This window comes from Gaoshiqia hydrogeniformans (assembly GCF_049347105.1).
Lineage (GTDB): Bacteria > Bacteroidota > Bacteroidia > Bacteroidales > Prolixibacteraceae > Gaoshiqia > Gaoshiqia hydrogeniformans.
This window is the reverse complement of sequence record NZ_CP186334.1, coordinates 1,509,940-1,525,222: the sequence shown is the minus strand read 5'-3', so window position 1 is coordinate 1,525,222 and position 15,283 is coordinate 1,509,940. Positions and strand designations below refer to the sequence as shown.

The 15,283-nt window shown below is 46.7% G+C and carries 13 protein-coding genes and 1 riboswitch; of the genes, 7 read left to right on the top strand and 6 right to left on the bottom strand.

What is annotated here, in order from left to right:
• The first annotated feature begins 9 nt into the window (after nt 1-9).
• From ACOIT5_RS06200 to ACOIT5_RS06190, 3 genes are read left to right on the top strand one after another with little or no spacing between them, the layout of a single operon-like run.
• Nucleotides 10-1,908, top strand: coding sequence for a RagB/SusD family nutrient uptake outer membrane protein (locus ACOIT5_RS06200; RefSeq protein WP_423129603.1), 1,899 nt, complete (start codon nt 10-12; stop codon nt 1,906-1,908).
• A gap of 18 nt (nt 1,909-1,926) precedes the next feature.
• Nucleotides 1,927-3,138: a DUF4959 domain-containing protein gene (locus ACOIT5_RS06195; protein ID WP_423129602.1), complete on the top strand. Its 1,212-nt coding sequence runs from the start codon at nt 1,927-1,929 to the stop codon at nt 3,136-3,138.
• Nucleotides 3,139-3,165: 27 nt separating this feature from the next.
• Nucleotides 3,166-4,395 (top strand): DUF4998 domain-containing protein, encoded by a 1,230-nt coding sequence (locus ACOIT5_RS06190; protein WP_423129601.1) that lies wholly within the window; start codon nt 3,166-3,168, stop codon nt 4,393-4,395.
• 259 nt (nt 4,396-4,654) lie between these two features.
• Here the strand turns inward: ACOIT5_RS06190 and pepF are convergent, their stop codons facing one another.
• Together pepF and ACOIT5_RS06180 are read right to left on the bottom strand one after the other, a co-directional pair.
• On the bottom strand, nt 4,655-6,541 hold the full coding sequence (gene pepF, locus ACOIT5_RS06185; protein ID WP_423129600.1) for an oligoendopeptidase F: 1,887 nt from the start codon (nt 6,539-6,541) through the stop codon (nt 4,655-4,657).
• A 161-nt stretch (nt 6,542-6,702) separates the two neighbouring features.
• Nucleotides 6,703-7,407, bottom strand: a complete 705-nt coding sequence (locus ACOIT5_RS06180; RefSeq protein WP_423129599.1) for a hypothetical protein — start codon at nt 7,405-7,407, stop codon at nt 6,703-6,705.
• Between the two features lie 134 nt (nt 7,408-7,541).
• Between ACOIT5_RS06180 and amrS the strand changes: the two genes are divergently transcribed.
• The 3 genes from amrS to ACOIT5_RS06165 all read left to right on the top strand — a co-directional run bounded on the left by amrS (nt 7,542) and on the right by ACOIT5_RS06165 (nt 9,953).
• Nucleotides 7,542-8,597, top strand: coding sequence for an AmmeMemoRadiSam system radical SAM enzyme (gene amrS / locus ACOIT5_RS06175; RefSeq protein WP_423129598.1), 1,056 nt, complete (start codon nt 7,542-7,544; stop codon nt 8,595-8,597).
• Complete coding sequence (gene amrB / locus ACOIT5_RS06170) at nt 8,578-9,417, top strand: AmmeMemoRadiSam system protein B (protein ID WP_423129597.1); 840 nt, start codon at nt 8,578-8,580, stop codon at nt 9,415-9,417. Before amrS ends, amrB begins: the two co-directional genes overlap by 20 nt.
• An 86-nt stretch (nt 9,418-9,503) precedes the next feature.
• On the top strand, nt 9,504-9,953 hold the full coding sequence (locus tag ACOIT5_RS06165) for a DUF2147 domain-containing protein (RefSeq protein ID WP_423129596.1): 450 nt from the start codon (nt 9,504-9,506) through the stop codon (nt 9,951-9,953).
• On the opposite strand, the gene ACOIT5_RS06160 is transcribed toward ACOIT5_RS06165, so the two are convergent.
• The 4 genes from ACOIT5_RS06160 to ispG all read right to left on the bottom strand — a co-directional run bounded on the left by ACOIT5_RS06160 (nt 9,950) and on the right by ispG (nt 14,064).
• Nucleotides 9,950-10,729, bottom strand: a complete 780-nt coding sequence (locus ACOIT5_RS06160) for a radical SAM protein (protein WP_423129595.1) — start codon at nt 10,727-10,729, stop codon at nt 9,950-9,952. The two genes, ACOIT5_RS06165 and ACOIT5_RS06160, sit on opposite strands and share 4 nt — an antisense overlap.
• Nucleotides 10,730-10,757: 28 nt before the next feature.
• Nucleotides 10,758-11,252, bottom strand: coding sequence for a hypothetical protein (locus tag ACOIT5_RS06155; RefSeq protein WP_423129594.1), 495 nt, complete (start codon nt 11,250-11,252; stop codon nt 10,758-10,760).
• 82 nt (nt 11,253-11,334) lie between these two features.
• The gene (locus ACOIT5_RS06150; RefSeq protein ID WP_423129593.1) at nt 11,335-11,715 is read right to left on the bottom strand and encodes a DUF4296 domain-containing protein; all 381 of its coding nucleotides are present in this window, start codon (nt 11,713-11,715) and stop codon (nt 11,335-11,337) included.
• 123 nt (nt 11,716-11,838) lie between these two features.
• Nucleotides 11,839-12,036, top strand: a riboswitch (cobalamin riboswitch).
• 162 nt (nt 12,037-12,198) lie between these two features.
• The gene (gene ispG / locus ACOIT5_RS06145; RefSeq protein WP_423129592.1) at nt 12,199-14,064 is read right to left on the bottom strand and encodes a (E)-4-hydroxy-3-methylbut-2-enyl-diphosphate synthase; all 1,866 of its coding nucleotides are present in this window, start codon (nt 14,062-14,064) and stop codon (nt 12,199-12,201) included.
• 294 nt (nt 14,065-14,358) lie between these two features.
• Here ispG and gldA point away from each other — a divergent pair, with 294 nt between their 5' ends.
• Entirely contained in the window at nt 14,359-15,276 is a 918-nt protein-coding gene (gene gldA, locus ACOIT5_RS06140) for a gliding motility-associated ABC transporter ATP-binding subunit GldA (protein WP_423129591.1), read from the top strand.
• Nucleotides 15,277-15,283 lie beyond the last annotated feature (7 nt).

The following is a 15,283-nucleotide window of genomic DNA, read 5'->3' as shown; positions in this document are numbered from 1 at the left end:
GTCGCAATAATGAGCTTAACGGCTTGCAGTGATTGGTTGGACGTAGTACCCGACGGTGTTGCAACCTTGGAGATGGCATTCAACTCAAGAGCACAAGCCCTCAAATACCTGGCTACCTGTTATTCATATATGCCAAAAAATGGAGGTTCGGCCGACCCGACCACATTGGGAGGAGATGATATATGGAGCCGTAAGACTACTCATTTCTCTAATCGCTTCTCTATTGCTGGCCTTGATATAAGTGAGGGAAACCAGAACGCTACTAATCCGGTCCTTTCCAGGTGGGGCAGCATGTATCAAGCGTTACGTGTTTGCAATACTTTTTTGGAAAATGTTGATCTGGTTCCTGACTTGCAAGCTTGGGAACGGGAACAATGGACTGCCGAGGCAAAAGTTTTAAAGGCCTATTACCATTTCAGCCTGGTACAGATGTATGGTCCGATACCCCTGATTCGTGAAAATATGCCGGTGGATGCAGATGTGTACGCTGTGAAGGTAGAACGCGAACCGGTTGACGAATGTTTTGACTATATTGTGCAATTACTGGACGAAGCCTGCGAAGGCGATATGCTTCCTACGATCGTTCTCGATCCGGCAAGCGACTATGGACGCATCACCAAACCGATCGCCCTTTCGCTGAAGGCAAAAGTGCTGGTAACTGCAGCAAGTCCTTTGTTTAACGACAACAATGATCAGGCGACGTTGAGAAATCATGACGGCACACCCCTGTTCGATACAACATTCAAACCCGAAAAATGGAAGTCGGCAATGATGGCATGCAAAGAAGCCATTAATATTTGCCATGAAGCAGGAGTGGTACTATATAAGTTTGAAGATGTTGCCAACAGATATAACGATACGACGGTATTGAATGTTACCCTCCGGAATGCATTCAACCTGCGTTCGAACAGTGAAATTATCTGGGCAAACACGCAAATGATTTCAATTCCTTCCAGTGGCGGGATGATTCATTCAGCAATGCCGAAACTGAACCCGGCCTATATAAATAGTAATGACCTCAGTAAATGGTTGGGTATGCCGATCAAAATCGCCGAGATGTTCTATACTGAGAACGGAGTACCATTGGATGAGGACAACACAAGAAACATGGGAGATCTTTACAACTTGAGAACCGCACAGGCAAAGGACAGGTTGTATATACGACAGGGAAGAACCACCGTAGATATGCATTTCGACCGTGAACCCCGTTTTTATGCGTGGGTAGGCTTTGATGGCGGTGTGTGGTTCGGAGCAGGGCAATACAACGATAAAGATGCATCATCGTTGAGATACCTTGCCTTTAAAATAGGCGAAACAGATGGTACCGAGGGACAGGGCAACTGGACAGGCTATATCCCTAAGAAATACATTCCTTATGAAGCCCAGGTTAACGCAATCAACAACATATCTTCACCCAGCTATGCATGGCCGATCATGCGGTTGAGCGATCTCTACCTATTATATGCCGAAGCGATAAACGAAACGGAAGGCCCTAACGGGGCTAATAGTGCCGAATTGTTCCAATACATCGATTTGGTTCGCGCCCGTGCCGGGTTAAAAGGGGTGAAGGAATCGTGGGATAATTTCACCAACAACCAAAAGCACAATACGCAGGCAGGTATGCGTGAAATCATACAACAGGAACGCCTGATCGAGCTTTCGTTCGAAGGACAACGCTTTTGGGATATACGCCGGTGGAAAACTGCTCCCAATGAATACCATACTCCTCTGAAAGGATGGAACATGATGGTATCCGTTATCGATGGAACGGAAGAAGAAGTCAACAGGATGATGTACCAACCGCAGCTTTTGGCAGAACAAAAATTCGGCATTCGCGATTATTTCTGGCCTATCAGAACCAGCGATATTGAAGTGAATCCAAACTTAGTACAAAATATTGGATGGTAACAATTATAATATTACATCATGAATAATAGAATAATATATATCATTATTTTACTAATGTCAATTATTGGGATTAGTTGCAATGAAGAGGGCCGTATTGATTTTATTGACGATACCGCACCTGCTCCCGGTCAGGTAACAAATGTAACCGTATACAACAAGCCGGGAGGAGCTGTATTGAAATATATATTGCCTGTAGATAAAAACCTGCTTTATGTGCGTGCTGAATATGAAATCAAAACCGGCGTAATACGCGAAACCAAATCGTCGTATTTCAAAGATTCCTTAGTTTTGGAAGGATTTGGCATCCCGGGTACTTATGACGTTAAACTGTACTCCGTAGGGAAAAATGAAAAAGCATCAGCACCTTATGTTGTACAAATCAATCCGACGACGGCCCCTGTGCAACTGGCAACCAAAAAGTTCAGGGATACTTTCGGAGGGGTTGCTATCGATTTCGAAAATCCGGAAAAAGCAAACTTGGCTATCGTACTAATGGCAGATACAGCAAATTTAGGTTATATGAGTGAATTAATCACCTATTATACCGCTATGCCTAAAGGTACTTTCACTTATCGTGGTATTGATGGATTAGATCCCGTTGAACATGAATTTGCAATGTATGTACGCGACCGATGGGGTAATTATTCCGATACCATAACCGCTAAAGTGACACCGTGGTTTGAAGAGTTTATTCCTAAAGGCACCTGGAGGGATTATACCTTGCCTGGAGACATACCCCAGGTTAACGCTTCTTATCCGATAACAAGGATATGGGATGAGGTATATGGAGTAGACGGATTTCATGGCATGGAAACTCAAATGCTTCCTCATACCCTGACATGGGATCTTGGGAAAACTGTCAAATTAAGTCGTTTAAAATATTGGCCGCGTGGTCATGGGGACGACAGATGGAAGAGAGGACATGCAAAGGTATTCGAAATATGGGGTTCCAATTCACCCAATCCTTCCGGAGCAATGGATGACAGCTGGATACCGCTCGGCCGATTTGAGAGTTTGAAACCGTCCGGCCCCGGAACACAAATTACCCAGGAAGATATTGCTTTTGCAGTTGCAGGAATTGAGTTTGAATTCGGTATCAGTGATTTTGCCCCGAATCCTTTTACCCCAGTCAGGTATATCCGATTCAGGACCATATCTACCTATGCCAATGCTTCGTTTTCCACTGTCCATATCCTGGAGTTGAGTTTTTGGGGAGAATTAATGAATTAAAAATTAAACCATTAAAAATCACTTATAATGAAGAATACAATATTACTTATCTTCTTTATTGGGGTCATTTGGGGATTCTCTTCATGCAATAGCCAGAGTGACATTTACGAGAAATATATCGTTTCCAACGGGTTGATATACCCGGGACCGGCACAGGAGCCGATTGCATATCCCGGCAATAAACGTATTAAGATATCGTGGTTGAGAGGTACCGATCCCCGAGTCCAAAAAGCAAGAATATTCTGGAATAATTACACCGACTCGGTTGAACTGGCTGTAGATGCAGACAAAGATACCATCAGTTATATTATTGATCCAATCGCTGAAAACACTTATTCATTTATGATTCACACTTACGACAACGAAGGAAATATGTCAATTCCTATTGAAGTGTTGGGCGTGGTCTATGGTGATAATTACAAAAACGTGTTGATGAATCGTTTGTTGAAAGGCACCTATTATGACGGACAAGATCTTAAACTGAACTGGGGAGTTGCAGAGGATTCTGAAGTAGGCATTCATGTGAGTTGGATTGACACAAACAGTGCCACCCAAAGCACGCAAGTTGACCCGTCGGAAACTGAAACGCTAATCCCATATTTCAACTTAGATAAACCACTATCTTACAGCACTATGCATAAACCGGATTCGCTGGCAATAGACCTGTTCCAGGCAACAGCGGTGGAAAAGATGATTGATCCGGTGATATTGATTCCGAAGGCGACCTGGGCTACCAGGAGTATGCCAGGAGATATGGGAATGAATAATAGTTATCCATTAGATCGTTTATGGAACAATAACTCAGGCGATTTCATGCACTCGGAAAATCCTGTAACCCTGCCTTGTACGTTTACATGGGATTTAGGTTTGAAGGCAAAGCTGAGCAAGATGAAGCTGTGGCCGCGTCCCAATAATGACGACCGTTGGAGCAAAGGACATCCGCGGATATTTGAAATATACGGATCATTAAACCCCAATCCGGATGGCAGTCTGGACGATAGCTGGACGCTTTTGGGTACATTTGAATGTGTGCAACCGTCAGGAAACGGGATTAAAGATCCTTGGGAAGCTCCTACTTCGGAAGACATAGCGCTATCCGACAGCGGGTTAGATTTTGAATTTGTGCCGGGCGCCGGGGTCGATCCCGATGCAACGGTAAGGTATATCCGGTTCAGAAGTCTTGAAAACTTCAATCCGACCCAACCCCCGCGTATATTGCTTGCTGAAATCAGTATTTGGGGAGCGTTGGTGAGATAAAACCATTATCACTATCGAAAATTAACTAGTCAAACGTGAAAAATCAAAACTAATCAACAATATGGCGAAACTATTTTGATTTTTCGCGTTTGACTACGTAGCGGTGACGAAGGATTAATGACCAATTATCCAATGACCAAAGAGAAATCCTCAGTTATACTGACCACTGATTACCGATCACTGCTCACTGAACACCGATTAACGGAGACTGGAATACAGCTGCACTTTTACCTTGGCAAGTTGAAGCCTAGGCGCCAGGTTACTTTTTTTTATCCAGGATCTTTTCAATCTCGTCCATGACCTTGTTCATCGAGGCAATGGTTTTTTCAAAGGGCTCGGAAGTGGTCATGTCCACGCCGGCCTTTTTCAACAGTTCAATCGGGTAATCCGAACCGCCCGATGACAGGAAAGCCAGGTATTTTTTCAGGGCTTCCCGGTCGCTGCTCATAACCTTCTCGGCCAGCGATATCGATGCGGTGAACGAGGTGCTGTACTGGTATACATAGAAGTTGTAGAAGAAGTGCGGAATAAACGCCCATTCCATCCGCATATAGTCATCCACATGGCAAACGCCTTGCTCGTGGCCGTAATACCGGTTTACAATGTCGGTATATATTTCTGAAAAGGTGTCTCCGGTAAGTGGTTTTCCGTTCTCGGCTTCCTCATGGATTTTCAGCTCAAACTCGGCAAACTGGGTTTGGCGGAACAGGGTTCCTTTAAAGCGGTCGAGCCAGTTCATCAGGATGGAGAGTTTTATGTCGTCGTCTTTCACCCGGTTAATCATGTAGTTGAACAGCAATACTTCGTTAAAGGTCGAAGCCACTTCGGCCACGAAGGTCACATAACGGGAAGTGGGATAGGGCTGAGTTTTATTCGAAAAGTAGCTGTGCATGGTATGCCCCAGTTCGTGGGTCAGGGTGCTTACGTCGTCGTAAAGATCGGTGTAGTTCATCAAAATGAAAGGATGACCGTCGTAAAAAGAGCCGTTGGAATAGGCCCCTGAACGTTTGGCCGGCGTGGGGTACACGTCAATCCACCCTTCGTCAATTGCTTTTTTCACAGTGTTTACATACTCCTTGCCGAGCGGTTTCAGCGATTCCAGCACAATCCGGGCAGCTTCGTCGTACGAATAAGTTAAATCGACATCTTTCACCGACGGTGCGTACAAGTCGAGGTATTTCAGGGTATCCAGCCCCATCAGCCGTTTTTTGATGTCCAGGTAACGGTAAAAAGCCGGCAGGTTTTTATTCACGTTGTCAACCAGTGAATGGTACACCTCCACGGGAATGTTATTCGGGTAAAGCGCTGCATCAAGTGACGATTGGTAATGGCGGGCGCGGGCATTAAAAATATGGGTTTTCACGCTTCCGTAGAGCATCTCTCCGTAGCTGGCTTTAAACTTGTCGTAGTTGGCCCAGTAGGTTTCAAAAACGAGTTGGCGATCGTCGCGGTTCGCGGCTGCCCGGAAACGGCTGTACTCGGCGCTGCCGATTTCAATGGTTTCACCGCTCGAAAGCTTCACTTCGGGGCGGGGCATTTCCGCATTCGAAAAAGTTCCGTACACGGCCTGAGGAACCGAGGTCACCAGGCCGGCGAGCGCCATAATCCGTTCTTCTTCTTCACTTAACGAATGTGCTTTGGTGCGGAACATATTTTCCAATGCCATGCGGTACATTTCGAGTTTGGGCTCTTCATTGATGAACCGCTCGATGGTTGACCAGTCGGCAGTCAGAATTTCAGGTTCCATATAGGCTGCTTTTGACCCAAAGGTTGAAAACAATTGTTGCAGTTCCTGCTTCATGCCGTTGTATTTCATATTCCGGGTGTCGAGGTCCGAGTTCATGCCGGCATACAAATAGATTTTTGACGCTTCTTTTGAAATTTCGCTGTTAAATTGCAGTGTTCTCAACAGGTTTCCGGCCGAGCCGGTCAGCGTTCCTTTAAACTGTTCTACCTGATCCATGCGTAGGGTCAGTTCATTTACGGCCTCTCGCCATGCTTCGTCCGAGTCAAACAGGTCGGTCATGTTCCATTTGTGTTTAGCCGGAATCTCTTCCCGGCTTTTCTGGCTGTAAGTTGTCATGGCTGCTAACATAGCAAAAAATGTCAGCCATGCGATCGTGTGTATCCGTTTAAATTTTTTCATCACCTTTTCATTATTGAATTGCTCTGTTCTTCATATCCGTATTGAAATTTCCGTGTCCGTTTCCGGACAGGCTTCATTTTGGTTACACTAACACAGGATAGGTAAGATTGTTAAAAAAAACATTACAGGCAAATGAATTTTTCGGTGGTTTTTGCTTTGGATCAGGGCAGCTTAAATCCGCCTGCCACTGAGAAGAACAACTTGTCCTGATAAGGATTGTGAATTGCAGAAAACCTGACGGGAATTATTAACGATTGGGAAATCCGGAATTCTTTTTTGATTTTAAAACCGGTATTGATGATGGCAAATTGATGGGCATAGTATCCTTCGTGTGTGGTAAAGCCAACGGCGGGTTCAAATTGCAGGTTGAAGCTGCAAAAGGGGTAGGCCAGTTCGGCATAAGTTGAATAGTATGGTTTACCGGTGCCGGGATTTTTATCGCCAAAGAAGAAGACGCCGGCCAAACAACGTAGCGGCCATTTTTCTGTCTGCTCCTGGCTGATCACCAGTTCGGTGGAATGCCGGTGCTGCCCGTCTTTCAGGTTAAAAAAATGATTGTCTGTTCCCGGTACCGGGTTGTAATAATCCATCAGGCTAATCTCCAGCCCGTTCAGCCGGAACGACGGGATCAGGTCGATTTCAGCATACGAATCGTCGAAGGTTTTGGCAGCCCACAGGTTAAACGAAAACCGCCCTTTGCCCAGGGTGACTGAGGGCTCTGCCGTGGGGGCATGGCCAAACTGCATGCCGCGCCAGAGGTGACGGCTGTGGAAAAGCAGCTCGGCTTCGAGGGTGAATTTTTGCTCCTGCGATAAAACATGCAGCGCCGGGACTAAAAGCAGCAGCAGGATGAACAAGCTTTTCATTCGACTGAATTTTGATTTCAAACATAAAGCAGAAAGCTTTAAAAGAACAGGATTTTTATCAGGGAGAAAGCCATTGTCCCCATCGCGTCCTTCTGTAAGAATACCCTTTCTCCCGAATACTCGTATAGGCAAGTATGCAACGGAAAGGACAGCGCTCAATGACTTTGTATGAAACCGACTTTTATATCCGACTGAACAACAGATCTGTGAAATGTCAGTTATGTCCAAAGCAATGCCGTATTGCAGAGCATGCGTATGGTGATTGCCTTGTCAGGAAGAATGTGCAGGGCAGGCTGATTTCGGAGGTTTACGGCAAGCTTGCCGCAATCAACCTCGATCCGGTAGAGAAAAAGCCCTTGTACCATTTTTACCCGGGAAACAAAATTTTATCGGTTGGAACAAACGGCTGTAATTTTCACTGCGAATTTTGTCAGAACCACCAGCTCTCGCAAACCCTGATTTCCACGACAAAACAATCCTGTTTTACACCTGAAAAGCTGGTAGAAACGGCTTTGTTTACCCGGCACAACCTGGGGATTGCTTTCACCTACAACGAACCGGCTGTGAACTACGAATTCATGCTGAATACGGCTGCTTTGGCTAAACAAGCGGGGCTGGTAAGCGCCATGATCAGCAACGGGTACCTTCAGTCCGAACCGCTGAACAGACTGCTGACCGTGATCGATGCCTTTAATATTGACCTGAAGGCATTTGACGGCAGGTTTTACCACAGGTATTGCAAAGGAACTCTTGCGCCTGTGCTGAAAACGATCAGTCAAATCCATAAAGCCGGTTCGCACCTGGAACTGACCAATTTGCTGATCCCTGGACTGAACGACGATGAAAGGGTTTTCCGCGAAATGTGCCGGTGGATAGCCGGAGAAACCGGAAAATCAACAGTTTTGCACCTTTCTGCCTATTTTCCGGCATACCGGGTGAATTTGCCGCCGACCCCTGCCGCGACCCTGTTCCGCTTGTACGATGTGGCGAAATCTTATTTACATCATGTTTATGCGGGAAACCTGCCTGCCGGCGATCGCGCCAATACTTTTTGCCCGGGTTGCGGGACGAAGTTGATCGAGCGTAATTTTTACAAAGCAACCATAACCGGATTGGATGCGGAAGGGCGCTGTTTAACCTGTTCATTACACGAAATAAAATACATGAATTATGAGACCATCCATTCGTGAGCCTGTTTTTGCCGGTACCTTTTACCCAAAATCAAAAACGGCTTTAACCCAACTTATTCAACATGCTTTTGAGACCGGGAAAAACCAGATCCAGTTTGAACTTGCAAAAAACCAGCTGATTGGCGGCATTGTGCCTCATGCCGGTTATGTTTTTTCTGCTTATCATGCCGTTTATTTTTATGCCCTCCTCCGCCAAAGCCGTCAACAAATGGACACGGTGGTGATTGTTAATCCCAATCACACGGGTTACGGGTCGGGGCAGTTTAATTGCAGTTTGTCCGGTTTTTGGGAAACGCCGCTGGGAAAGGCAGAAATTGACCGGGAGTTTACTGAGGCACTCGGTATTCCGGTTAATGAATCGGCTCACGCCCTCGAACATTCAGGCGAAGTTCAGCTACCGCTGTTACAGTTTTTTCTTCCGAAACCATTTCGGGTCGTGATGATTACCATGAACAGCCAGACTGTTGAGAGCGCCGGTTTGCTTGCCAAACGGATACATCAGGCACAAAAGAAAACAGGACGGAAAATCGTGCTGATTGCTTCGTCCGATTTTTCGCACTACGAAACGCCTGAAACCGGGTACGAGAAAGACCAGCATGTGATTGACCGGATTCTGAAGCTTGATACAGCCGGTATTTTTCAGGCCGTAAAAACATACCAGGTGTCGGCCTGCGGATATGGTCCGGTGATGACGCTGGTAGCCTATGCCCGGCTGGCAGCCCCGCAGCCCGAAATTCGCGTGTTGCAGCGGGGAAATTCGGGTGAGGTTCGCCCTGCCGACAAAGTGGTCGATTATGTTTCGCTCGTGTGTTATCAGTAACCTCTTGATTTAAAGTTAATCACTCCCGCCTTTTCAATTCGGAATCTTGCTATATTTAGCCGGTAATAACCAATCATACTCATTTTATGAAGAAACTTCTGATCCTTTTTCTGTTTGGTTTATGGCTGAATACAGCCACCGCTCAAACTGCCGGGAGTATTACCGGGATTTGGTGGAATGATGAAAAAACCTCAAAAATTGAAGTTGTTGAAAACGACGGTAAGTTTTACGGTACAATCGTGTACATGATTCCTGAAAAATACGAAAACGGCCAGGCTCCGAAAGACGACAAAAATCCTGACGTCACTTTACGGAACCGTTCCCTGATCGGGATGCAGATTTTATCCGGATTAACTTACGATGCGCAGAAAAAAGAATGGCAGAGCGGAAGAATCTACGATCCGAAATCGGGTAAAACTTACGACTGTTATGGCTGGTTTACCGGGCAAACGGATCAGTTATACCTGAAAGGCTACGTGGTTGGCATCAAATGGCTGGGCCGCTCAACCGAATGGACCAGGACAAGCTTAAATTAACCGGAGACCTGCACGTCAAAACCGGCCTGCCGGACACGCCGGGCGATGCGGTTGAGTTCGTCGAGTGGAACCTTTACCAGTCCCTGGGCGGGAGTGTCGCGGTCGATGGTATAAATCATCACCTGTCGCGGACCGATGTATTCCAGTGCTTTCATCCAGGCCGAGAGCTCTTCTTCGGTGGTATTGTCAATTTGACGTCCCTTGTATTCCCCCCGGATAAACAGGGTTTGAATGGTCGCTTGCCGGCCAAAATGTTTCAGCTTATTGATGGTTTCATCCAGCTTGAAAGGCCCGATCGGGCAGTCAAGCAGTTCAACGGTTTCGCGCAGGGCCGAATCGAGCTTCAGAATATTGTCTTCTACTTTAAGCAGGGCCTGAAATACCGGCTCACGATGAATCATGGTGGCATTCGACAACACGGCGATGCGGCAATGCGGGGCATACTGATTGCGTAAATTGATGGTATCGTCAATGATTGCCGGAAAATCAGGATGAAGTGTCGGTTCTCCGTTCCCGGCAAAGGTGATTACATCCGGGAGCTCGCCGGAGGCGCGCATCAGCTGCAGCTGTTCTTCCAGTTTTTCAGCAACTTCATATCTGCCCGGTAGTGTCGCTTTCGTTTCCCGCTTGCGGGGTGTCCAGCCGCATTCACAATAAATACAGTCGAACGAACAGATTTTCCGGTCAACGGGGAGCAGGTTTACACCCAACGAGACGCCTAAGCGGCGGCTTTTTACCGGGCCGAAAATAATTTTATCAAACAGGAAGGTGGCCATTTTTTTAACTTTCGGGCAAAAGTACGGATTATATCAGTCTTTTCAACCGGCTGTTGTCGCTCAGTTGTAAATTGCGGTAATCCATCTGGCTGATGAGCAGCAGTCCGGGCTGTTTACCCTCGTCGAGCGTTCCCCGTTCGTTTTGCAGGCCGGCAATCCGGGCCGATCTGATGGTAAACAGGCCAATCAGTTCATCAAGGGTGAAAGCGGAGCTTTGCATCTGGATGGCTTTCATCCAGTTCAGGATATCCCGGTCGTCGGAACGTTTTACGGGGATCAGGAACTCAAATTCTTTTAGCTCAGGGAAGTGGGAAAAAAATTCGGGTAATTCCATCCGTTCAAACAAATTGACAAATGCCGGGCAGATAATTCCGTTATGAAACTCCATGCCGGCCATTTCCTGCAATCCTGCCTCAGGAGCGATAAGCCGGCTGATGGTTCCGTCCCGGTCAACTTCAACAATGCCTTTGCTTATTGGGGGGCTGCTGACCGGGAAAATGAGGTGGGCTGCAAATTTTTTCATCTGAATTAAAAGCAAAGTTTGGAATTTATGCTGACAGTAATACCTGCTTTTTAATGGACTCGGGTTCAGGCAGTCTGTCTGCTTAAGGCTCTATCACACTGATGTTTTCGAGCTTTTTCATTTCTTCCTGTTGCAAATTGAACCGTTCAATCACTTTTCCGTAAATTTTTTCATAAACTTTCGGGCGCGATGAGTAATAAATGAGCGATTGGGCCAGCAACGAGTCGGTTAGCTGGTGTTTGTCCAGAATGGTTTGATAAAGCACTTTGGAATCAATCTTAAGGCTGTCGAACCGCTGATATTTATACTTATCGTCGACGGCGTCATACAAATGAATATCATAAAGAATTTCTACCATCTTTTTTTCACCAATCAGGTTTTTGGGCTTGGGGTAGCCTTTTTCCTTGCACGATAAGGCGATAAGGACGAAACCGATGAAGATGATGAGCAGATTTTTTTTCATGACGCGGGAAATTTCAATTTTTGGCAAAGTTAGGATTATCGGACTGATAGAACGGCAAATTTTTCGTAAAAAGAATTAAAAATTTAAGTTCGGCTTAACTTCCGGAGGTAAAAATATCCGTATCATTGCACGCATGTTATCGGTTTCGATCCTGTTGTTTTGGTTCGAATGAAAAGGGAATCCTGTGAAAAACAGGAGCTGTCCCCGCAGCTGTAAACCCGCTAAATGATTCCGGATGTTATGCCACTGTCGGCCACCGGCCGGCGGGAAGGTGTTTGGAATCGGGTAAGCCAGAAGACCTGCCGGTAACCGAAGTTTTCGGGGTAAAGACGCTGTCCTGTCCGGGACACCTCCCTGGCTTCAGCGCTCCGGATTTCTGCCAATTGAAGGAGCCGTGTAACTGTTTGTAAAAGCTGCTGGTCAGGGGCCACAGCTTTTTTTTCGGATCAAACTTTCAGTAGCCTTCAGGGCAGATTAAAAAATTCAGGAATGATCTTCCGGTTCTTTCCAGTCGCCGTTTTCTTTGATCAGGCTTTCCAGTTCGTAAACCGCATTTTCAAAGGGGATATGCCTTTTTTTCAGCGATTGGCCTTTGTAAAGGTTTATTTTGCCCGGGCCGGCGCCGACAAAACCGTAATCAACGTCGCCCATTTCGCCCGGCCCGTTTACTACGCAGCCCATAACGCCGATTTTAAGATGGCTCAGGTGTTTGAAGTGCGCTTTTATTTTCAGGGTGGTTTCGTGCAGGTCGAACAAGGTACGGCCGCAACCGGGACAGGAAATAAATTCTGTTTTGGTTACTCGCATGCGGCTTGCCTGTAAAACAGAGAAGCTCAGGTCCTTCAGATCGGTGAAGGTGATGTTGTCGCTGTCGTTGGTAATGCAAATGCCGTCGCCGTAACCGTCAATCAGTAGACCGCCCAGGTCGACGGAGGCTTTTATCTGCAAATCTTCGAGCCGGTTCTCTTTATAACTTCGTAAAATAATGACCGGCACTTTCCAGATATGCGATTCCAGCGCCATAAAGAACGCGCGTAATTCGGCCAGCGGATTCTTGTTAAAACTTTCGAGAATGAGGACCGTTTTGCGGGTTTGCTTCAGTTTGGTAATAATTTCGGGATTTTCGGACATAAAACGGTCGAATTCCATTTTGTTGGTCCGGATAAATTTCATTTGTCCCCAATGACTTCCTCCAAACAGGTATTCTTCGAGGTCGAGGATCGGGTACGAGTTTCCCTCGATATCGAGAATGTGGTCTTTCTTCAGAAAATATTCGGGTATTTGTTTGCCGCGCATGGGTAATACTTCCGAAAGGTTCCGGTTACGCAGGTCGGCTACAACCACGGGTACCTGTTTCCCGCCCATATTCATGACCGGGCGCACCGAACGGCGTTCGTACTCAAACGGATTGGTTTGTGCAAACAGGGGCGCTTTAATGGGCTCGTGGTTTTGGTAGGTTTTGATGTGGTCGATCATTTTCCGGGCTACGGGAATCTCTTTTTCCGGGTTTTCGGTCAACGAAACGCGGATGGTATCGCCAATCCCGTCAGCCAGCAGGGCCCCGATGCCAACAGCCGATTTGATTCGTCCGTCTTCTCCTTCGCCGGCTTCGGTGACGCCCAGGTGCAGCGGAAATTCCATATCTTCGAGCCGCATCCGTTTGTTTAACAGGCGGACGGTATACACCATCATCCGGGTATTACTCGATTTGATGGAAATGACGACATTTTTATAGTCTACTTTTTTGCAAATCCGCAGGAATTCCATCACCGATTCGGAAATGCCGGCCGGCGTATCGCCGTAACGGCTCATAATCCGGTCGGACAGCGATCCCTGGTTGGCGCCAATCCGCAGCGCGGTATTGGTTTGTTTCAACACTTCCAGAAAGGGGATAAACTGTTCTTCAATCCGGATCAGTTCTTCCTTGTATTCTTCGTCGGTGTACAAATGTTGTTCAAATCGGGCCCGTTTATCGTAGAAATTTCCCGGGTTAATGCGGATCTTGGAAATGTATTTTGCAGCAATTTCGGCCAGTTTTGGATTAAAATGAATGTCGGCGATCAAAGGCGTTTCATAACCCCGTGCCACCAGCTCGCGCTTAATATTTCTCAGGTTTTCGGCATCATTAACTCCTTTCACCGTCACCCGAACATAGTCCGCCCCCGCTTTAATGATCCGTATGATTTGCTCAACTGTTGCCTCAGTGTCCTTAGAGTCGGTGTCGGTCATCGACTGAACCCGAATCGGGTATGCGCTTCCCATAGGCACTTTACCAATCTGAACAGTGGATGTTTGTTGGCGTTGATACCTGGTCAAATCTTTTATGTAATTAAAGTTCCGATCTTCCATTTCCGTCAAGCAATTTTAGAAGAGCCACAAAGTTAAATTAAAGTTAACGAATAAAAAATGCCCGCCCCTAATTTAAACTGATTTAGACAGATAAAATGAGGATCGTCATGTTTTTTTCAGCGCGCTGAAAATACCAAAATAAATCAGACCGGATGCAACCTGGCTGGTCTTTATTTGGCACTGTGCAAAATAAATGCAACTTGCACTTCGGGCTTACCTGAAGAAATAATTTTACGGCATGAAATCCCTTGTGGTATGCCCGTTTTCTTTATTTTTGAACATCAAATATGAAACATGTCTGTTCAGATTCAAGATATTTCGAAATTTTACGGAAAGCAAAAAGCGCTCGACAAGCTTAGCGTTGAGCTCAGGAGCGGCGAGTTGGTTGGTTTCCTTGGGCCGAATGGCGCCGGAAAATCGACCCTGATGAAAATTATCACAGGATACCTGGCCCCCGATCATGGTTCCGTTTTTATAAACGGGCAGCAGGTCACTCCGGAAAATCACCGGGTCAGGATGGAGCTTGGTTATCTTCCCGAGCACAACCCGCTTTATACCGATTTGTATATCCGGGAATACCTGACGCTTATCGCGGGATTTTACCACCTTCCGGAGAAACGGAAGAAAGTGGAGGAGGTGATGCAGAAAACCGGCCTTGGCCCCGAAGGTCATAAAAAGATCAAAGCGCTTTCGAAAGGTTACAGGCAGCGGGTAGGACTGGCCCAGGCCTTAATTCACGATCCGTCGGTCCTGATCCTGGATGAACCGACAACCGGCCTCGATCCGAACCAACTCGAAGAGATCCGCTCGCTCATCCGTGAAATCAGCCGCGAGAAAACAGTGCTTTTCTCCACGCACATCATGCAGGAGGTGGAAGCCATTTGTACCCGGGTCATCATTATCAATCAGGGTAGGCTGATCGCCGACGGGCCTGTTGATGAGGTAAAAACCGGGACGTTGCTGTCGGCTCAGCAGGTGTTTGTCGAATTTAGTACTCCGGTCAGCTCGTCAATCATCAGCCGGCAGCTTTCGTTAAAATCCATCGATCAGCTTGACGAAAGGTCTTTCCTGCTTACGGCCATCGATGGCAACGACCTGCGACCCGCCGTTTTTCGTTTTGCAGTGGATCACGGGTTAATCCTTCTTGGCTTAAACGAAAAACAGGCGAGCCTTGAACGTATTTTCCGGGAGCTGACCCAAAAAACGGTCTGATTCACGG